General features: G+C 66.8%; 12 protein-coding genes and 2 pseudogenes. 9 read left to right on the plus strand and 5 right to left on the minus strand.

Going from position 1 to position 14,840, the window contains the following annotated elements:
- Nucleotides 1–95 precede the first annotated feature (95 nt).
- Nucleotides 96–710 (plus strand): TetR/AcrR family transcriptional regulator, encoded by a 615-nt coding sequence (locus J8403_RS06660; protein WP_211122327.1) that lies wholly within the window; start codon nucleotides 96–98, stop codon nucleotides 708–710.
- Between the two features lie 41 nt (nucleotides 711–751).
- Nucleotides 752–1,960: an acyltransferase family protein gene (locus J8403_RS06665; protein WP_211122328.1), complete on the plus strand. Its 1,209-nt coding sequence runs from the start codon at nucleotides 752–754 to the stop codon at nucleotides 1,958–1,960.
- Nucleotides 1,961–2,089: 129 nt separating this feature from the next.
- Here J8403_RS06665 and J8403_RS06670 read toward each other — a convergent pair whose 3' ends face one another.
- The gene (locus J8403_RS06670; RefSeq protein WP_211122329.1) at nucleotides 2,090–3,097 is read right to left on the minus strand and encodes a sporulation protein; all 1,008 of its coding nucleotides are present in this window, start codon (nucleotides 3,095–3,097) and stop codon (nucleotides 2,090–2,092) included.
- A gap of 535 nt (nucleotides 3,098–3,632) precedes the next feature.
- Between J8403_RS06670 and J8403_RS06675 the strand changes: the two genes are divergently transcribed.
- The 4 genes from J8403_RS06675 to J8403_RS06690 all read left to right on the plus strand — a co-directional run bounded on the left by J8403_RS06675 (nucleotide 3,633) and on the right by J8403_RS06690 (nucleotide 8,422).
- Nucleotides 3,633–5,024: a hemolysin family protein gene (locus J8403_RS06675; RefSeq protein ID WP_211122330.1), complete on the plus strand. Its 1,392-nt coding sequence runs from the start codon at nucleotides 3,633–3,635 to the stop codon at nucleotides 5,022–5,024.
- A complete protein-coding gene (locus J8403_RS06680; RefSeq protein WP_211122331.1) occupies nucleotides 5,021–6,058 on the plus strand; it encodes a hemolysin family protein in 1,038 nt (345 codons plus the stop codon). The genes J8403_RS06675 and J8403_RS06680 overlap by 4 nt, the downstream gene beginning before the upstream one ends.
- 151 nt (nucleotides 6,059–6,209) lie before the next feature.
- Complete coding sequence (locus tag J8403_RS06685; RefSeq protein ID WP_211122332.1) at nucleotides 6,210–7,370, plus strand: acyltransferase family protein; 1,161 nt, start codon at nucleotides 6,210–6,212, stop codon at nucleotides 7,368–7,370.
- Between the two features lie 125 nt (nucleotides 7,371–7,495).
- Complete coding sequence (locus tag J8403_RS06690; protein WP_211122333.1) at nucleotides 7,496–8,422, plus strand: DUF5655 domain-containing protein; 927 nt, start codon at nucleotides 7,496–7,498, stop codon at nucleotides 8,420–8,422.
- A 493-nt stretch (nucleotides 8,423–8,915) separates the two neighbouring features.
- On the opposite strand, the gene J8403_RS06695 is transcribed toward J8403_RS06690, so the two are convergent.
- The 4 genes and pseudogenes from J8403_RS06695 to J8403_RS06710 form a co-directional block, all read right to left on the minus strand.
- Nucleotides 8,916–9,320, minus strand: coding sequence for an arsenate reductase ArsC (locus tag J8403_RS06695; protein WP_211128109.1), 405 nt, complete (start codon nucleotides 9,318–9,320; stop codon nucleotides 8,916–8,918).
- 16 nt (nucleotides 9,321–9,336) lie between these two features.
- Nucleotides 9,337–9,663: pseudogene (locus J8403_RS06700) on the minus strand (arsenic resistance protein); the annotation flags it as partial.
- A 193-nt stretch (nucleotides 9,664–9,856) separates the two neighbouring features.
- The gene (locus tag J8403_RS06705; RefSeq protein ID WP_246585728.1) at nucleotides 9,857–11,149 is read right to left on the minus strand and encodes an IS256 family transposase; all 1,293 of its coding nucleotides are present in this window, start codon (nucleotides 11,147–11,149) and stop codon (nucleotides 9,857–9,859) included.
- 76 nt (nucleotides 11,150–11,225) lie between these two features.
- Nucleotides 11,226–11,987, minus strand: a complete 762-nt coding sequence (locus tag J8403_RS06710) for a DNA-methyltransferase (protein ID WP_211122334.1) — start codon at nucleotides 11,985–11,987, stop codon at nucleotides 11,226–11,228.
- A gap of 675 nt (nucleotides 11,988–12,662) precedes the next feature.
- Here J8403_RS06710 and J8403_RS06715 point away from each other — a divergent pair.
- From J8403_RS06715 to J8403_RS06725, 3 genes and pseudogenes are all read left to right on the plus strand, one after another.
- Nucleotides 12,663–13,746, plus strand: a pseudogene (locus tag J8403_RS06715) (C40 family peptidase).
- Between the two features lie 102 nt (nucleotides 13,747–13,848).
- Nucleotides 13,849–14,139, plus strand: a complete 291-nt coding sequence (locus J8403_RS06720; RefSeq protein WP_211128112.1) for a DUF6112 family protein — start codon at nucleotides 13,849–13,851, stop codon at nucleotides 14,137–14,139.
- Nucleotides 14,139–14,822 (plus strand): hypothetical protein, encoded by a 684-nt coding sequence (locus tag J8403_RS06725; RefSeq protein ID WP_211122335.1) that lies wholly within the window; start codon nucleotides 14,139–14,141, stop codon nucleotides 14,820–14,822. The genes J8403_RS06720 and J8403_RS06725 overlap by 1 nt, the downstream gene beginning before the upstream one ends.
- The last annotated feature ends 18 nt before the right edge of the window (nucleotides 14,823–14,840 follow it).

The following is a 14,840-nucleotide window of genomic DNA, read 5'->3' on the forward strand; positions in this document are numbered from 1 at the left end:
GCGATAAAAATCTACAGCACTGTAGATGTCCGTGGGTGGGGCGCGGACAGGGACAGTGGAAGTGCCGCTGGTGGGCGGGTGATTACGCTGCGGGCATGACGGCGGTTGACAAGAGTGATCTGACGGGGCGGGCACGGTTGCGGGACGCGGCGCTGGAACTGTTCGCCGAGCACGGTTTCGAGGCGACGTCGACGCGAGCGGTGGCAGCGGCCGCGGGGCTGTCGCCGGCGCTGGTGACCCGGCACTTCGGCTCAAAGGAGGGGCTGCGAGCGGCCGTTGACGAGCACGTGCTGGACCGGATCGGCAAGGGGCTGGCCGAGTTGGATCCGGATGTCGGGCTGATGGAGTCACTCGGCAAGGCGTCGGCCCAGCTCTTCGGGGCGGACCCGGTGCTGCGCGGCTACCTGCGGCACATCCTGCTGGAGGACAGCGCGGCCAGTGCTCAGCTGTTCGGTCGGCTGCTGAGCGGAGCCCGAGCGGAGGTGCGGCGGCTGTCAGCGGAGTACGGCAAGCAGGCACCGGTCGCCGAGTGGGCCCCGTTCCAGGTGCTGTGCCTGGTTCTCGGACCCCTGCTGCTGGAGCGGGTGATGCAGCCCCATCACCAAGAGCCGATGTTCGATCCGCAGGTACTGGCCCAGCGCAGTGCGGCCAATCAGCGCGTGCTCCTACAGGGGTTCTACGGCTCACTGGAGGACGGAGCGGGGGGATAACCCCAGTGCGTTGGTGTACACATGTTGAGCATTCTCTACACATGTACACAACCGACGCCGGTACGTATCCCTCTGCGGTACCTCCCGTTCATCGCCTGAACTGGCTGGACAACTTACGGATCGCGCTGACGGTGCTGGTCGTGGTGCACCATGCTGCCCAGCCCTATGGCCCCGCCGACTGGTGGTACGTCGAAGGACAGCCGCACACACCTGCCCTGACCACCTTGTCCGCGGTCGACGGCTCGTTCTTCATGAGCCTGTTCTTCTTCGTCTCCGCCGTCTTCCAGCCCGGCTCCTATCGGCGCAGCGGCGCCCGACGGTTCCTGAGAAGCCGACTGATCCGGCTCGGTATCCCTGTGGTGGTCGGCGCGCTGACGATCGTGCCCGGTCTGATGTACGCGTACTACGTCCACTACCGCGGCTACCCGCCCCTCTCCTTCCCGCGCTACTTCACCGACATCTACCTCGGCTTGGGGGAAAAGCCTGCGGACTGGACGGGGCCGTCCTGGCCGGACCTGCAGTTCGGGCATCTGTGGTTCATCCAGAACCTGTTGGCCTACACCGTGCTGTACGTCGTCTGCAGCCGGGCCGGCCGTGCGCTGCGGCGCCTCCGACGCGACACCCGGATTCGCGAACAGCGCCCAGCACCCGGACATGGGACGCTGCTGTGGCTGACCGCCGCGATAGCAGCCGCCACCTTCCTCATTCGACTGAGGTACCCGCTGGACACATGGATTCCCCTGCTCGACTTCCTACAGATCGAGCCCGCCCGGGTGCCTCAGTACGCGGCCTTCTTCATCCTCGGTGTGCTCGCCCATCGATATGACTGGCTGGAGAGGTTCAACGCCTGCGTCGGATGGACATGGCTGGGCAGCGGCTTGGCCGGAGTCGCCGTGCTGTTCCTGATCGGCGCGGACGCCGACTGCTTCGGTCCTGGCGGCTTCAACGGGCCCGCCCTGGCGTGGGCGGCGTACGACAGCGCGCTGTGCGTGACCCTGTGCGTCGGGCTGCTCACCCTCTTCCGGGAAGTGGTCACCGGCAGCAGCCGCCTGTCGGCGGAACTGGCGGCGGACTCCTACGCCGTGTACATCGCTCATGTGCCGTTGGTCGTCATCGTGCAGTATTACCTGGCGGACCGCGAGCTGCCCGCGGTCGGTGCCTGGGCGACGACCAGCGTGCTCACCACCGTGGTGACCTTCATGCTGGCAGGCGGACTGCGCCGACTTCCCGCGTTCCGCAAGGTGCTGTGACGTACATCGGCTGGTGAGCCCGCGTGCTTCGGGTCCCGCAGACTGCCCCCACTGTCACCGGCCGAGCGGGACGTGCCAGGGTGCGGCACACCCCGCTCGACCACTGACCACACACCGAGCGGCGGCGGCTCAGTCCTCCTCTTCCTCGAAGGCGTCACCGATCTCGTCGACGACCTCCGCCGCGACCATGCCGCCGACAACGCCGACCGCGACACCCGCCGCGACGCCTGCGACGACTGCTCCTGTGCTGGGGCCGGAGCGGTGGTGGCCGTCGTGATGATGGTCGCTGTGACCGTGGCCGTAGCCGTGCGGGTAGGACTCGCCGTGTCCGTAAGAGCCACCGTGCTCATAGGGGCCGTGGGATGCACGGTGGTCGACGAGCTGCCGGATCCAGGCGTCGACCTCCGTGTTCCAGTCGCGGTGCTCGACGCCCTCGTGGCTGACGGTGAAGAGCGTGAGAGCGTCATGCCCGCCGGAGAAGAGCCCGCCGCGCTTGTCGGCTTCCAGGACGACCTCCATGCCACCGGGGTTCGCGAGGAAGGTCACCTCGAGCTCGTTGATGGCGTGGGCGTACTGCGGGGCGGGGGTGAGCTCGATCTCCTGGTAGAACGGCAGCCTCTGCGCCGTCCCGCCGATGTGCCCCAGTTCCAGGTCGGCGGATTTGAAGCCGAAACCGAGCTGCCCCAGGGCCTCCAGGACGGCCCCCTGGGCCGGCAGCGGAGTCACGGTCAGCTGATCCAGGTCCCCTTTGTCCTTCGCGCCTGCGACCTCCAGACCGGTGCGGACCCCGAGGATGATGCCCAGTGGCTGCCCGTACAGCTCGGTGATCGGCGTCTCCCAGGGGAGGTGGACCGTGAAGGGCAGGCTGCGATGCTCACCCTCGGCGAGCCGGAATCCGCCACCGACGGTGAAGTGGTCGAAGAGGACCACGCCTTCGTGTTCCCCGTCCTCGTGCTCGGCCTCCGCCCGGGCCACCAGCTCCAGGTTGATCTGCTCAATGTAGTAGTCCGAGTTTCCACCCTGGAGGTGGATCTGCCCGGTCAGCGGCCCTCCGGGGCGTACGGGGACGGTGTCCAGCACCGTATCCACGGAGGGCGCGCCGACACCGAGCGAGCCGAGCAGTCGTTTGAACACCATCGCGGCGTTCACTCCTTCGTTTGCGTTCTGTTCTGTGAGCCCCCGGCAGTGGACCGGTCCCGAAACGGCACGTCAGTGGATAAGTGAGAGTGCGTGCCAGGTGCCGGGCCCGTGACCGCGGCAGGTCGCGCCAGACGGAAGTTTCTCTGGCGCTGGCACGTTGACAGATGGCTCTCCGAGTCGGTGGACTGGGTCACCGCTCACCGTTGTGCGCCCTCCTCATGGGATCTTCCGCCCTCAAAGTCGGCCCAGGTACAGCTGGGCGCCCCCCACTCTTCTACAGGCGCGTAGAAGTATATGGTGTAGCGCACCCCTGGGAGTGCTGATCTCGGCGACTCGGCGGGGGAAGTCCGAAAGGGCCCCCGCGGAGCCGTTCGGGCGCGAGCTGCACTTCACCACTCCTGCACCGTGAGTCAGGGGAACACTCCCGGCCCCTCCGAGCGACGAAGGACACTAGCACCGCAATGGGTGACCCTCCCAGTACCGGCCGCGCCATATCCCTCCGCCTGCCGAGCAACGAAGCGGGGGCGGCACGGTGACCGAGATCCTTCTGATCCTCCTGGCTCTGGCGCTGACCCTGGCCTGTGCGGTCTTCGTGGCCGCGGAGTTCTCGCTGACCACGGTCGAGCGCGGAGAGCTGGAACGCGCCGCCGCCGAGGGGGAGCGAGGCGCCGACGGCGCACTGAAGGCCGCCCGAAAGCTGACGTTCCAGCTCTCCGGCGCCCAGTTGGGCATCACCGTGACCTCGCTGGTGATCGGCATGCTGGCCGAACCTTCGCTGGCCGACCTGCTGAGCGGCCCCTTGCGGGCCATTGGTCTGGGTCCGGCTGCCTCCTCGGTGGCGTCCGTGCTGGGCGTGGCGGTGTCCACCATCATCCTGATGGTGGTCGGGGAGTTGGTGCCGAAGAACTGGGCGATCTCCCGGCCGCTGGCCGTGGCCAAGGTCGTCGCAGGCCCCCAGCGCGTCTTCACCGCTGCCTTCGCCCCGCTGATCCACCACCTCAACAACACGGCCAACTGCCTGGTGCGCCGCCTGGGCCTGGAGCCCGCCGAGGAGCTGGCCTCCGCGCGCACGCCAGACGAACTGGTCGCGCTGGCCCGCCACTCGGCCTCCGCGGGCGCGCTGGAGCAGGAGGCGGCCGAGCTGTTCGTCCGCACGCTCCACCTGGGCGAACTGACCGCCGAGAACGTGATGATCCCGCGCGTGGACGTCCAGGCGCTGGAGGCCCACGCCACCGCCGCCGATGCCGCCACCCTCACGCTGGCCACTGGTCTTTCCCGGTTCCCCGTCTACCGCGACAGCCTGGACGAGGTGGTCGGCACCGTGCACATCCGCGACGTTCTCGCGCTGGAGGCCGCCCGCCGGGCCACTACCCCGGTCACCGAGCTGGCCTCCGCCCCGCTGCTGGTCCCGGACAGCCTCCCGGTGGACCGGCTGCTGGACCGGCTGCGCAGGGCGCACACGATGGCCGTCGTCATCGACGAGTACGGGGGTACGGCGGGGGTCGCCACCCTGGAGGACATCGTCGAGGAGATCGTCGGCGATGTCCGCGACGAACACGACCCCGACCGGACTCCTGCCCTGGTGCCCGTCGGCCCCGGCGCCTGGGAGGCAGACGGCGGCGTACGGCTGGATGAGCTGACCGCCATCGGGCTCACAGTCCCCGAGGGCCCGTACGAAACCGTCGCGGGCCTGCTGGCCACCGCCTTGGAGCGGATACCTGTGACCGGGGACAGTGCCGAAGCCGACGGCTGGCAGATCACCGTGCTCCGGGTGGACCATCACCGCGCCGACCGCGTAAGGCTCACCGCTCCCACGCCCACGAATGAGAGCCGGACGAACGAGAGCCAGAGGGGCGACAGCCTGAGCGTCGACGACACCGAGAAGAACGCTGAGGAAGCCACGAAGGAGCAGGACGCCCGATGACCCTTCTGCAATTGGCCATCGGGGCCTTCACACTGCTCACCAATGCCTTCTTCGTCGGCGCCGAGTTCGCCCTGATCACAGTCCGCCGCAGCCAGATCGAACCCCACGCCCAGAACGGCGGGAAACGTGCCCGAACCGTGCTGTGGGCGCTGGAGAACCTCTCGGTCCTGCTGGCCACCGCCCAGCTCGGCATCACCATCTCCTCGCTCGTCCTCGGCGCGGTCGCCGAACCGGCCATCGCGCACCTTCTGGAGCCGGTGTTCGCGACGGTCCACGTCCCCGAAGCCCTGGTGCATCCGATCGCCTTCGTCCTCGCACTGACGGCTGCCACGTATCTCCACATGCTCGTCGGCGAGATGGTCCCGAAGAACATCGCCCTCGCCGCACCGGAGCGCACCGCCCTGTTGCTCGGCCCGCCCTTGGCGGCCGTCACCCGCGCCCTGCGCCCTGTCGTCTTCGGTATCAACGCCTTCGCCAACGGCCTGCTGCGGCTGTTGAAGGTCGAGCCCAAGGACGAGGTCGAATCAGTCTTCACCGACGCCGAACTCATCCGCCTGGTACGGGACTCCAGCGATGCCGGCCTCCTCGACGCCTCCGGCGGCGAGCGGCTGCGCGACGCCCTGGAGCTGGGCTCCCGGCGGGTCGGTGACATCCTCGTCCCGCTCGGCGAGATGGTCACGGTCGACCACCGGGTCACCCCCGACGAGCTGGAGCGCGCCGCGGCCGCCTCCGGCTACTCCCGGCTTCCGGTCACCGGCCCGGGCCGCACCGTCCTGGGCTACCTCCACATCAAGGACACCCTCGGCGTGACCGACCGCGACCGTCCCTTCCCCCGCACCGCCTTGCACACCATCACCCGCGTCCGCGCCAACACCCCGCTGGACGACACCTTGACGGTGATGCGCGGCGCCGGCAGCCACCTCTCAGCGGTCACCGGAGACGGCGGTACCGTCCTCGGCTTCGTCACCATGGCCGACCTCCTGGACGAACTCGTAGGACCCATGACCCCGTCAGGACACTCTGGTGATCAATGATCCTTCTCATAATCGTGAGGAACGCGGGTATCCGGAGGTACACGACGGTCGCTAAAGGGACTATGGTGCGGGGAATGTTGCGCGGTGCCTGGGCCTCCAGAGGCCACATGCGATTCATGGTCCCCTTCCCGATGTACTGGGGGAATGGACTGTGACGGACACACTGCATTCTCCCGAGAACCATCACACGTCGCCCCCTCCCGGCTCGGCCGAGGATTCGAGGGCGAACGGGACAACGGAAAGCGGACCTCGGCCAGGGCCCGGTGCCGAGAAGAAGTCGAAGCGTGACCCCTTCTTCGACAACGCCAAATACTTGGCGATCGTGCTGGTGGCGATGGGGCATTCATGGGAGCCGCTGCGCGGGGACAGCCGGGCTGCAGCCGCCCTCTATATGACCGTCTACACCTTCCACATGCCGGCCTTCATCATTATCTCCGGCTACTTCTCCCGCAGTTTCCGGGCAAAACCGGCCCAGATCAAACGACTCGTGACCGGCGTCGCTGTTCCATATGTCATCTTCGAGATCGCGTTCACCCTCTTCAAACGCTGGGCGGACGACGATCCGAACTATCCGATCAGCCTGCTCGACCCCTGGTACCTGACCTGGTTCCTGATCGCGCTGTTCATCTGGCGGCTCACCGCACCTATCTGGGACATCGTCCGCTGGCCGCTGTCGCTTGCGCTGGGTATCGCCGTGCTGGCCTCGATGACGCCGAGCATCGGCGACGATCTGGACCTACAGCGCGTGTTGCAGTTCCTCCCCTTCTTCGTGTTCGGGCTGAGTTTGGAGCCCAAGCATTTCCAGTGGGTCCGACGGCGACAGGCACGGATCCTGGCGGCACCGGTGTTCGTCGGGGCGTTGGCCGTCGCCTACTGGGCTGCTCCACGGATGAATGCCGCGTGGTTCTATCGGCGTGACAGCGCTCAGGAACTCGCGGCCCCCGGCTGGGCGGGTGGCGTGATGACCCTCGCCATGTTCGGCTGCTCGGTGATCCTGGTCGCGTGCTTCCTCGCCTGGGTGCCGCGGCGCACCATGTGGTTCACGGCACTGGGCGCGGGAACGTTGTACGGCTACTTGCTGCACGGCTTCGTGGCCAAGGGCTCCCGCTTCTGGGGATGGTACGACCACGACTGGCTCCATCAGCCGCTCGGGGAGGTCGGTGTCACACTCATCGCCGCATCCCTCATCACGGTGCTGTGCACTCCCCCGGTGCAGCGAATCCTTCGGATCGCAATGGAACCCAAGATGGAGTGGGCCTTCCGCCCCGAGGTGCCCGAGCCGATTGCCGCTCGCAACACGGTACGCCGCTGATTCGGATCCGTCTCGACCGCAGCCACGAACGCAGCGAACGATCGACTGACGCTCACCAACCAGGAATAAACTCGTGTCCAATCCGATTCCCGCTTAGCAGTGATTGTGCAGGAGTGGGGAGGAGCATGAGCGACCTGAAGGCCTTCCGGGTCAGAGGCAGCCGGGCCACGGAGATTCCTGGTGGGCCGGTGGCGGTGGAGCGGGAGCTGCAGTCGCTGGTCGAGGCCAACATGGAAACCATGCTCGGTATCCGCTTCCTGGCGACGGAGCACGCGACGGGGCAGCACGGAGGCCGGGTCGATTCACTCGGCCTGGACGAGGCCGGAACCCCTGTGATCGTGGAGTACAAGCGCTCGCGAGACCGGAACGTCACCAACCAGGCGCTCTCCTACCTGTACTGGCTCCAGGGCCATCGGCACGAGTTCGAGAACCTGGTCAAGGGGAAGCTGGGAACCGAAGCAGCCGAGTCGGTGGACTGGAGCAACCCGCGCCTGGTGTGCGTGGCGGGTGAGTTCTCGCACCACGACAAGCGGGCAGTCCAGATGATCGGCCACCGGATCGATCTGCTGACCTACCGGGCCTTTGACGATGTGCTCACGTTGCAGATGGTCGCCTCGGTCCCCGGTCGCGCCTCCGCACCGCGCGGGTCCGCGCCGACCCACGCCCGTTCATCGGGCCCTACGCGCTCGCCAGGAGTGAAGTCGGTGCAGCAGCACCTCGACGGGGCACCGCGGTCCCTCCGGGATCTGTACGCGGCACTCGACGAGATCCTGCTCGGGCACGACGGCGTGCGCAAGGAGACGCAACTGCACTACATCGCGTACCGGCGGATCAAGAACCTGGCCACCGTGCGCTTGCAGCCTCGTTACCAGGAGTTGGTCGTCAACCTACGGCTCGACCCGGATATGGTCGAGTTGGAGGAGGGCTTCACACGCGACCTCCGCGGCAAGGGCTGTGTGGGCGTGCGCGACGGTGTCGAGGTGCGCCTCAGCACCCGTGCTGACCTGGACCGGGCCGCTGGCCTGCTGCAGCGCAGCGTCGAGGTGGCCTGAGCCTCCCACTCCGAAGCGTGGTGTCGCTGGTTCGACGCCTGCCGGATCACGATGAGTAAGCGAAGCATGCGGCTCGTCCTGTCGGTGGGTGTGAGTAGGCTGACCGCATGGTTGAGCGGTTGAACAACCCTGCCGGTCGGTTGCGTGTACTTCTTTTGGACCTGTACGGCGCCTACCCCGATAGCACTACCCGGCAGCGTCCAGCCTTGGAATGCCGTCGCTCAGTTTCTGGTGCCCGACAAGGCGGTGGACTCTCCACAGGTTCTTTCGGCTATCGCGCAGGTACTGGCACTTCCGAGCGAGGTTCGATCCGCAGTGACACCGCGACGTGTCGGTGGTCCGCGAGTTTGGCGATGTCGAAGGCTTTCCAGCGGGGCGCGGTGGTCTCGAAGGTGGCGTTCCGTTCGTCGATGCCGAGTTGGTAGATCGCCAGGACCTCATCGGCGTGCTCGGCCGTCAGGCCGGTGATGCGGACCGTCTCCGGCGTGAAGGGTCACCCGTGGCCTCCAGCCGTGAGTTCACCGACGAGGCCCTGAATGCGGGCCCGGATCTCGTCGCGGATGGGCCGTACCGCCGCAACACCCTGCCCGGCCGGATCATCGAGCTTCCAGTCCAGGTAGGTCTTGCCGGGGAAGTAGGGGCAGGCGTCGCCGCAGCCCATGGTGATGACCACGTCCGAGGCTTGCACGGCTTCGGCGGTCAGCACCTTCGGGATCTCTGCGGCGATGTCGATGCCGACTTCCGCCATGGCCTCCACCACGGCGGGGTTGACGTGCTCGGCGGGTGCCGAACCGGCGGAGCGGACTGCGACGCGGTCGCCCGCGAGGTGGGTGAGGAAGGCGGCGGCCATCTGGGAGCGGCCCGCGTTGTGGACGCAGACGAACAGCACGGACGGCATCTCGGCGGTCTGGGGGTCAGACACGGGCGGAACCTTCCTGGGCGGGAGCCTGTTCGGCGGCCATGGGGGTGGGCTGGGGGAAGTAGCGGCGGGCGGCGAGGGCCACGTAGACGAGGCCGATCAGTACGGGAACCTCGATGAGCGGGCCGACGACTCCGGCCAGGGCCTGTCCGGAGGAGGCGCCGAAGGTCGCGATGGCGACGGCGATGGCGAGTTCGAAGTTGTTGCCCGCAGCGGTGAACGCCAGCGTCGTGGAGCGCGGATAGTCCAGGCCCACCGCCTTGCCCAGTGCCATGGACCCGGTCCACATCACGGCGAAGTAGACCAGCAGCGGCAGCGCGATTCCGGGTCCAACGGCACGACACCGTCCACCAACACGAGCAGCGCCGAGCCCGGAGCCTCGATCACGCCCACCACCCACTCCGGATGATGCATACAACGCAACGTTGTTGCACTCCGGTGCGTGAGCGGTAAGTCCCCTGACCGAATGCTCCGGACGGGACTGTCAAACGAGTGGTGTAACTGGGTAGTTGGGATTACTGACGGGCCGCTGAGAGGCGGCCGTCGAAGGTGATGTCGAAGGCGTTCAGGGCGGTCTTCCAGCGCATGGTCCAGCGGGCCTGACCTTTGCCGGTGGGGTCGAGGGACATGATCGCCATGTAGACGCACTTCAACGCGGACTGCTCGTTGGGGAAGTGCCCGCGGGCTTTCACTGCCCGACGGATCCGCGCGTTCACCGACTCGATCGCATTCGTGGTGCAGACGATGCGGCGGATCTCGGTGTCGAATCGCAGGAATGGGGCGAACTCCTCCCAGGCGTTCTCCCAGAGTTTCACGATGGCCGGATACTTCCGGCCCCAGGCATCGGCGAACTCGGCGAACCGGTCCAGGGCGGCCTCCTCGGTCGGGGCGGTGTAGACCGGCTTGAGCAGTTTGGCGATCTTGTCCCAGTCCTGGCGTGCCGCGTAGCGGAAGGAGTTCCGCAGCAGGTGGACCACGCAGGTCTGCACGATCGTCTTCGGCCAGACGGTCTCCACCGCTTCGGGCAGGCCCTTCAGCCCGTCGCAGACCAGCATGAGCACGTCGGTGACGCCGCGATTCTTGATCTCGGTGAGGATGTGCAGCCAGTGCTTGGCGCCCTCGCCGCCGTCGCCGGCCCACAGCCCCAGGATCTCGCGCCGGCCCTCGGTGGTGACGGCCAGAGCCACATAGATAGGCCGATTGGCCACCGCGCCGTCACGGATCTTCACGTGGATGGCGTCGATGAAGACGACCGGATAGACGGCGTCGAGGGGACGGCTCTGCCATTCGGCCATGCCCTCCAGCACCTTGTCGGTGATGGTGGAGATGGTCTGGCGGGAGACGTCGGCGCCATAGACCTCCGCCAGGTGAGCCTGGACCTCGCCGGTGGTCAGGCCTTTCGCGGCCAGCGAGATGACCATCTCGTCGACGCCGGTCAGGCGCTTCTGCCGCTTCTTGACGATCTTCGGTTCGAAGGAGCCGTCACGGTCGCGGGGCACGGTTATCTCCACCGGGCCGACGTCGGTCAAGACGGTCTTGGAGCGTTTGCCGTTGCGGGAGTTGCCGCCGTTCTTCCCGGCCGCATCGTGCTTGTCGTAGCCGAGATGGTCGGTGATCTCGCCTTCCAGGGCGGACTCCAGCAGCCGCTTGGTCAGCTGCTGCAACAGCCCGCCCTCGCCGGTCAGTTGCAGGCCCTCGGCCTGAGCCCGACCCACCAGCTCCTCGATCAGCTGGTCGTCCACGGCCTTCGCCGACGCAGCTTTCGTTGGCTCGACAGCCTCGGACTCGGACACGTTCTCACTGGTCATCGATGCATCTTCCATGATCGGGAGTTACACCGAACGTCTTACAGTCCCCTCCGGACTCGCCTCGCTCAGGACGTCACTATTCCTCGGGACCAGCAAGAATGAAGTCCTCGCGCCGTGCAGTCTGTTGCATCGTTTCCAAAAGCCGAGCTTCGGCGATGTCGGCGTAATGGTCGGACAGCTCAACGCCGATGAACTGCCGTCCCTCCCGCAGCGCGGCCACACCGGTGCTGCCGGACCCGGCGAATGGGTCGAGGACGGTGCCCGCTGGCGGGCAGATCTTTACCAGCTCCTGCATCACCTCAACGGGCTTCTGGGTGATGTGCACCCGGTCCTTCCTCGGCTGACTCGCCGTATAGAGACCGGGGAGGTAGACGGGGTTGCGGTTGGCGTCGACCGGGCCCTTGGTACCCCACACGATGTACTCGCAGGATTGCTTGAGGCGGCCCTTCTGCGGTCGGGAGACCGGCTTGTGCCAGGAGGCGATGCCACGCCAGGTCCACCCGGCGGCCTGCAAGGCGTCAGTGGTGGTGGGAAGTTGCCGCCAGTCGGTGAAGACGAGGGCGGTGCCGGACTCGACGGTGGCCCGGTAGGACTCGGTCAGCAACAGGGTGAGCCAGAACCCGTAGGAATGCTGGTCGCGGTTCTCTCCGGGAAAGTTGGCGAGATTGTGCTCAGCCGACGCAGCGGTGTACTTCGCTCGTGCGGTCCGTCCGGTCCGCTCCGAGCTGGTGCGCCCGCCGGAGTTGTAGGGCGGGTCGGTAATCAAGGCGTCGACGCTGGCGTCCGGGAGTTCGGACAGCACGGTAAGTGCATCGCCTCGGTGCAGGGTGTAGGGCATGTCAGCAAGCTCTCTCTCAGCAAGCGGGCGCTCACATTTTTCGATCCACAAAAGGTATGCGCGCGCCAGGGGAAGCTCAGCCCTCTTGACCGGATTCGACGAGATCGAGGGCTGTTGATTCGCTGGAGAGTAATGAGTGATTCCGGCCGCACCAAGCCATGACAAGGCGTCCTATGGCGGCCGCGTCCGCTCGTTTGGTGCGGCCGGATTTCGTGCCTACAGTCTCGGTGTGCTCGACAGGCAGGACACATCTCTGACCCATCTGGGCTGTGTCGATGCGTGCTGCCTTATTTTTCAAGCTGCCATCCGAATCAGCGTGTTGTGGGACTCCTCCGGGCTGGAGAAAGAGATTGCTCATATGTGGCGTGTGAGATTACCTGAGCGGCTTGCTGCCGCTCTTGGCTGAGCGGTCCGGTGCTCGAGGCTTATCGGTCCCGGGCACCGGTTCCGCCACCCCCCTGTCCCGGGGTATTCGATCCTCGACCAGTGTGGTGCGGGTGACCTTTTCGACGAGAGTGCCCCGCGCCCACCGCCTACTCGTAAGGAGTTGCCAATGCGGCATTCTCTCTCACACCCATCTCCGTGGCCGGGCACGCGACGTGCTCACCGTCCTGCGACCGATCCGCGTTCGTGAACAAGTCCTTGTTGGTCGTCGGCACGGTGGTGACCACGCCGATGCTGCTGATCGCTCCACTGGCAATGACGGTGGCCGGTGCGCACGATTCCCAGACGGCCTGCAAAAGACTCCGCCGCAGGTGACGTTGCAGTTGCGGCGGTCGCGAAGCAGGTGCGATCAATCCTCAAAGGCAGCAAGAGTAGCTCTGTCCATGTGGCCGGACTCGATGCTCCGGAGGAGCAGGTCCCGAACGCCAAGAAGATCCAGGCCACTGGCATCACAATGAAGATCCCGCCCCGGGGACAGGTGGTCGCCTTGGCCACCGCCTTGCAGGAGTCGGGTCTGCGGAACCTCAACTACGGCGATCGTGACTCGTTCGGGTTGTTCCAGCAGCGGCCGAGCCAGGGCTGGGGCACGAACCAGCAGGTGCGGGACCCGGTGCACGCCTCGACCTCGTTCTACGAACACCTACAGGAGGTCTCGGGGTGGCAGTCGATGACCGCCGCCCAGGCCGCCCAGGCCGTTCAGGTGAGCGCCTATCCCGACGCGTATGCGAAGTGGGAGCCGCTGGCCAACACCCTGCAGAAGGCCCTCGCCAAGTCCCTCAAGAACGGCGGAGGTTCTGGCAATGGCACCGACAAGGGCGGCAAAGACGGCGCTTCCGCTGTCGGCGAGTGTGGGAACGAGGGATCGTTGTTCGGTCCGAACCCGAAAGGGGCCGTTCCGAAGGGCTACACGATCCCGGCCTCGGTGCCCGAGCCGGTGCGCAAGTCCATTCGGTGGGGCCTGGGCCAGCTCGGAACGCCGTACCAGTGGGGCGGGTCGTGCGCGCACGCGCACGGCAAGGACCCGATGGGCCGGTGTGACTGCTCCGGCTTGGTGCAGGCGTCTTACAAGGCCGGCGGCATCCGCCTCTCGCGGACCACGTACACCCAGGTCAAGGAAGGCAAGGCAGTCAGTCTGGACCGGCTGAGGGCCGGAGATCTGCTGTTCACCCGCGGGACGGCCGCCCGGCCGGAGCACGTCGGCATGTACATCGGCCGTGACCTGATTCTGCAGGCACCGCGCACCGGTGACGTTGTGAAGATCACCCGGCTCGCCGACTGGCGCCCTTCCATCCTCGCCGCGCGCCGCATCGTCTGAGGCGCGTTCCGCTCTCTCCCCTTCCTTCCCCTCCCTCGCACGACCTCCGGGCTCTCGCATGCCCGAACCCGAACAGGAGTTTCCTTGAAGCTCGCACGTCACATGCAGAACCTGGCCTACAACCCAGGTGTCCACCCCAAGGGGGGTGGTCTGCCCGGCCTCGACGTACTGAAGAACGTCATGGGCTCGATCAATCTCTTCGGCATCATCGCCACCGTCGGCGCCCTTGCCCTCTCGGCCCTGATCTGGGCCTGGGGTCACCACAGCGGGGGCCACCAGGCCGAGCAGAACGGCAAGAAGGGCACGGTCGTCGCGGCGGGATGCGCCCTGCTGCTGGGGGCGGCAAACGGGATCGTGACGTTCTTCTCGGCAATGGGGACGCAGGTCCACTGATGTCGACGAAACGACTCTCCTCTCAGCCGAAGCAGTCCGTCGGCGAGTCCCCGTCGACGCTGCTACGTACGGCGATGGTCGGCATCGTCCTGGCCGTGCTGGCGGCCGTCGCCGGCCTGGTCGGCTACCTCACCCGGCCCGGGGCCCCGGAGCAGCCCGCCCCATCCGGCTCGAAACCCGTGTCCTCGATGCCGCGCGCGACACCGCATCCCGGTGCGAAGGACGCTGTCGCGAGGCCGCCGCACACCAGCGACCCGGTCACCTTCGCGAAGGCCGCGACTACCGCGCTGTGGGCGTACGACACCCGAGACTTCTCCCGCACCGAGCATCTGACCGGGCTCCAGGAGTGGATGACCGGCGAGAAGCGATACCGCGACTGGAAGTCAGTGAGCGACCAGGTACCGAGCAAGCAGCTGTGGTCACGGATGCACGACAACCAGCAGCATGCGGCGGCATCGGTGGACGAGGGACATCTGCCGGAAGCGTTCAAGAGCGCCATGTCCCAGGACCCTGGCGCGATCACTCAGGCGTATGTCTACGCCGTCACCGTCACCGGCAAGCAGTCCATTGCCTGGAAGGGCTCCGGAGCCGGGGCCGAGCCGCGGTCGACCACGCTCGCCGTCCAGTGCCGACCCGACCACGACTGCGCTCTCTCCGGCGTGCTGCCGGAGGTCGCCCCATGACCTATGCCACAACCACAA

The organism is Streptomyces yatensis, from assembly GCF_018069625.1.
GTDB lineage: Bacteria > Actinomycetota > Actinomycetes > Streptomycetales > Streptomycetaceae > Streptomyces > Streptomyces yatensis.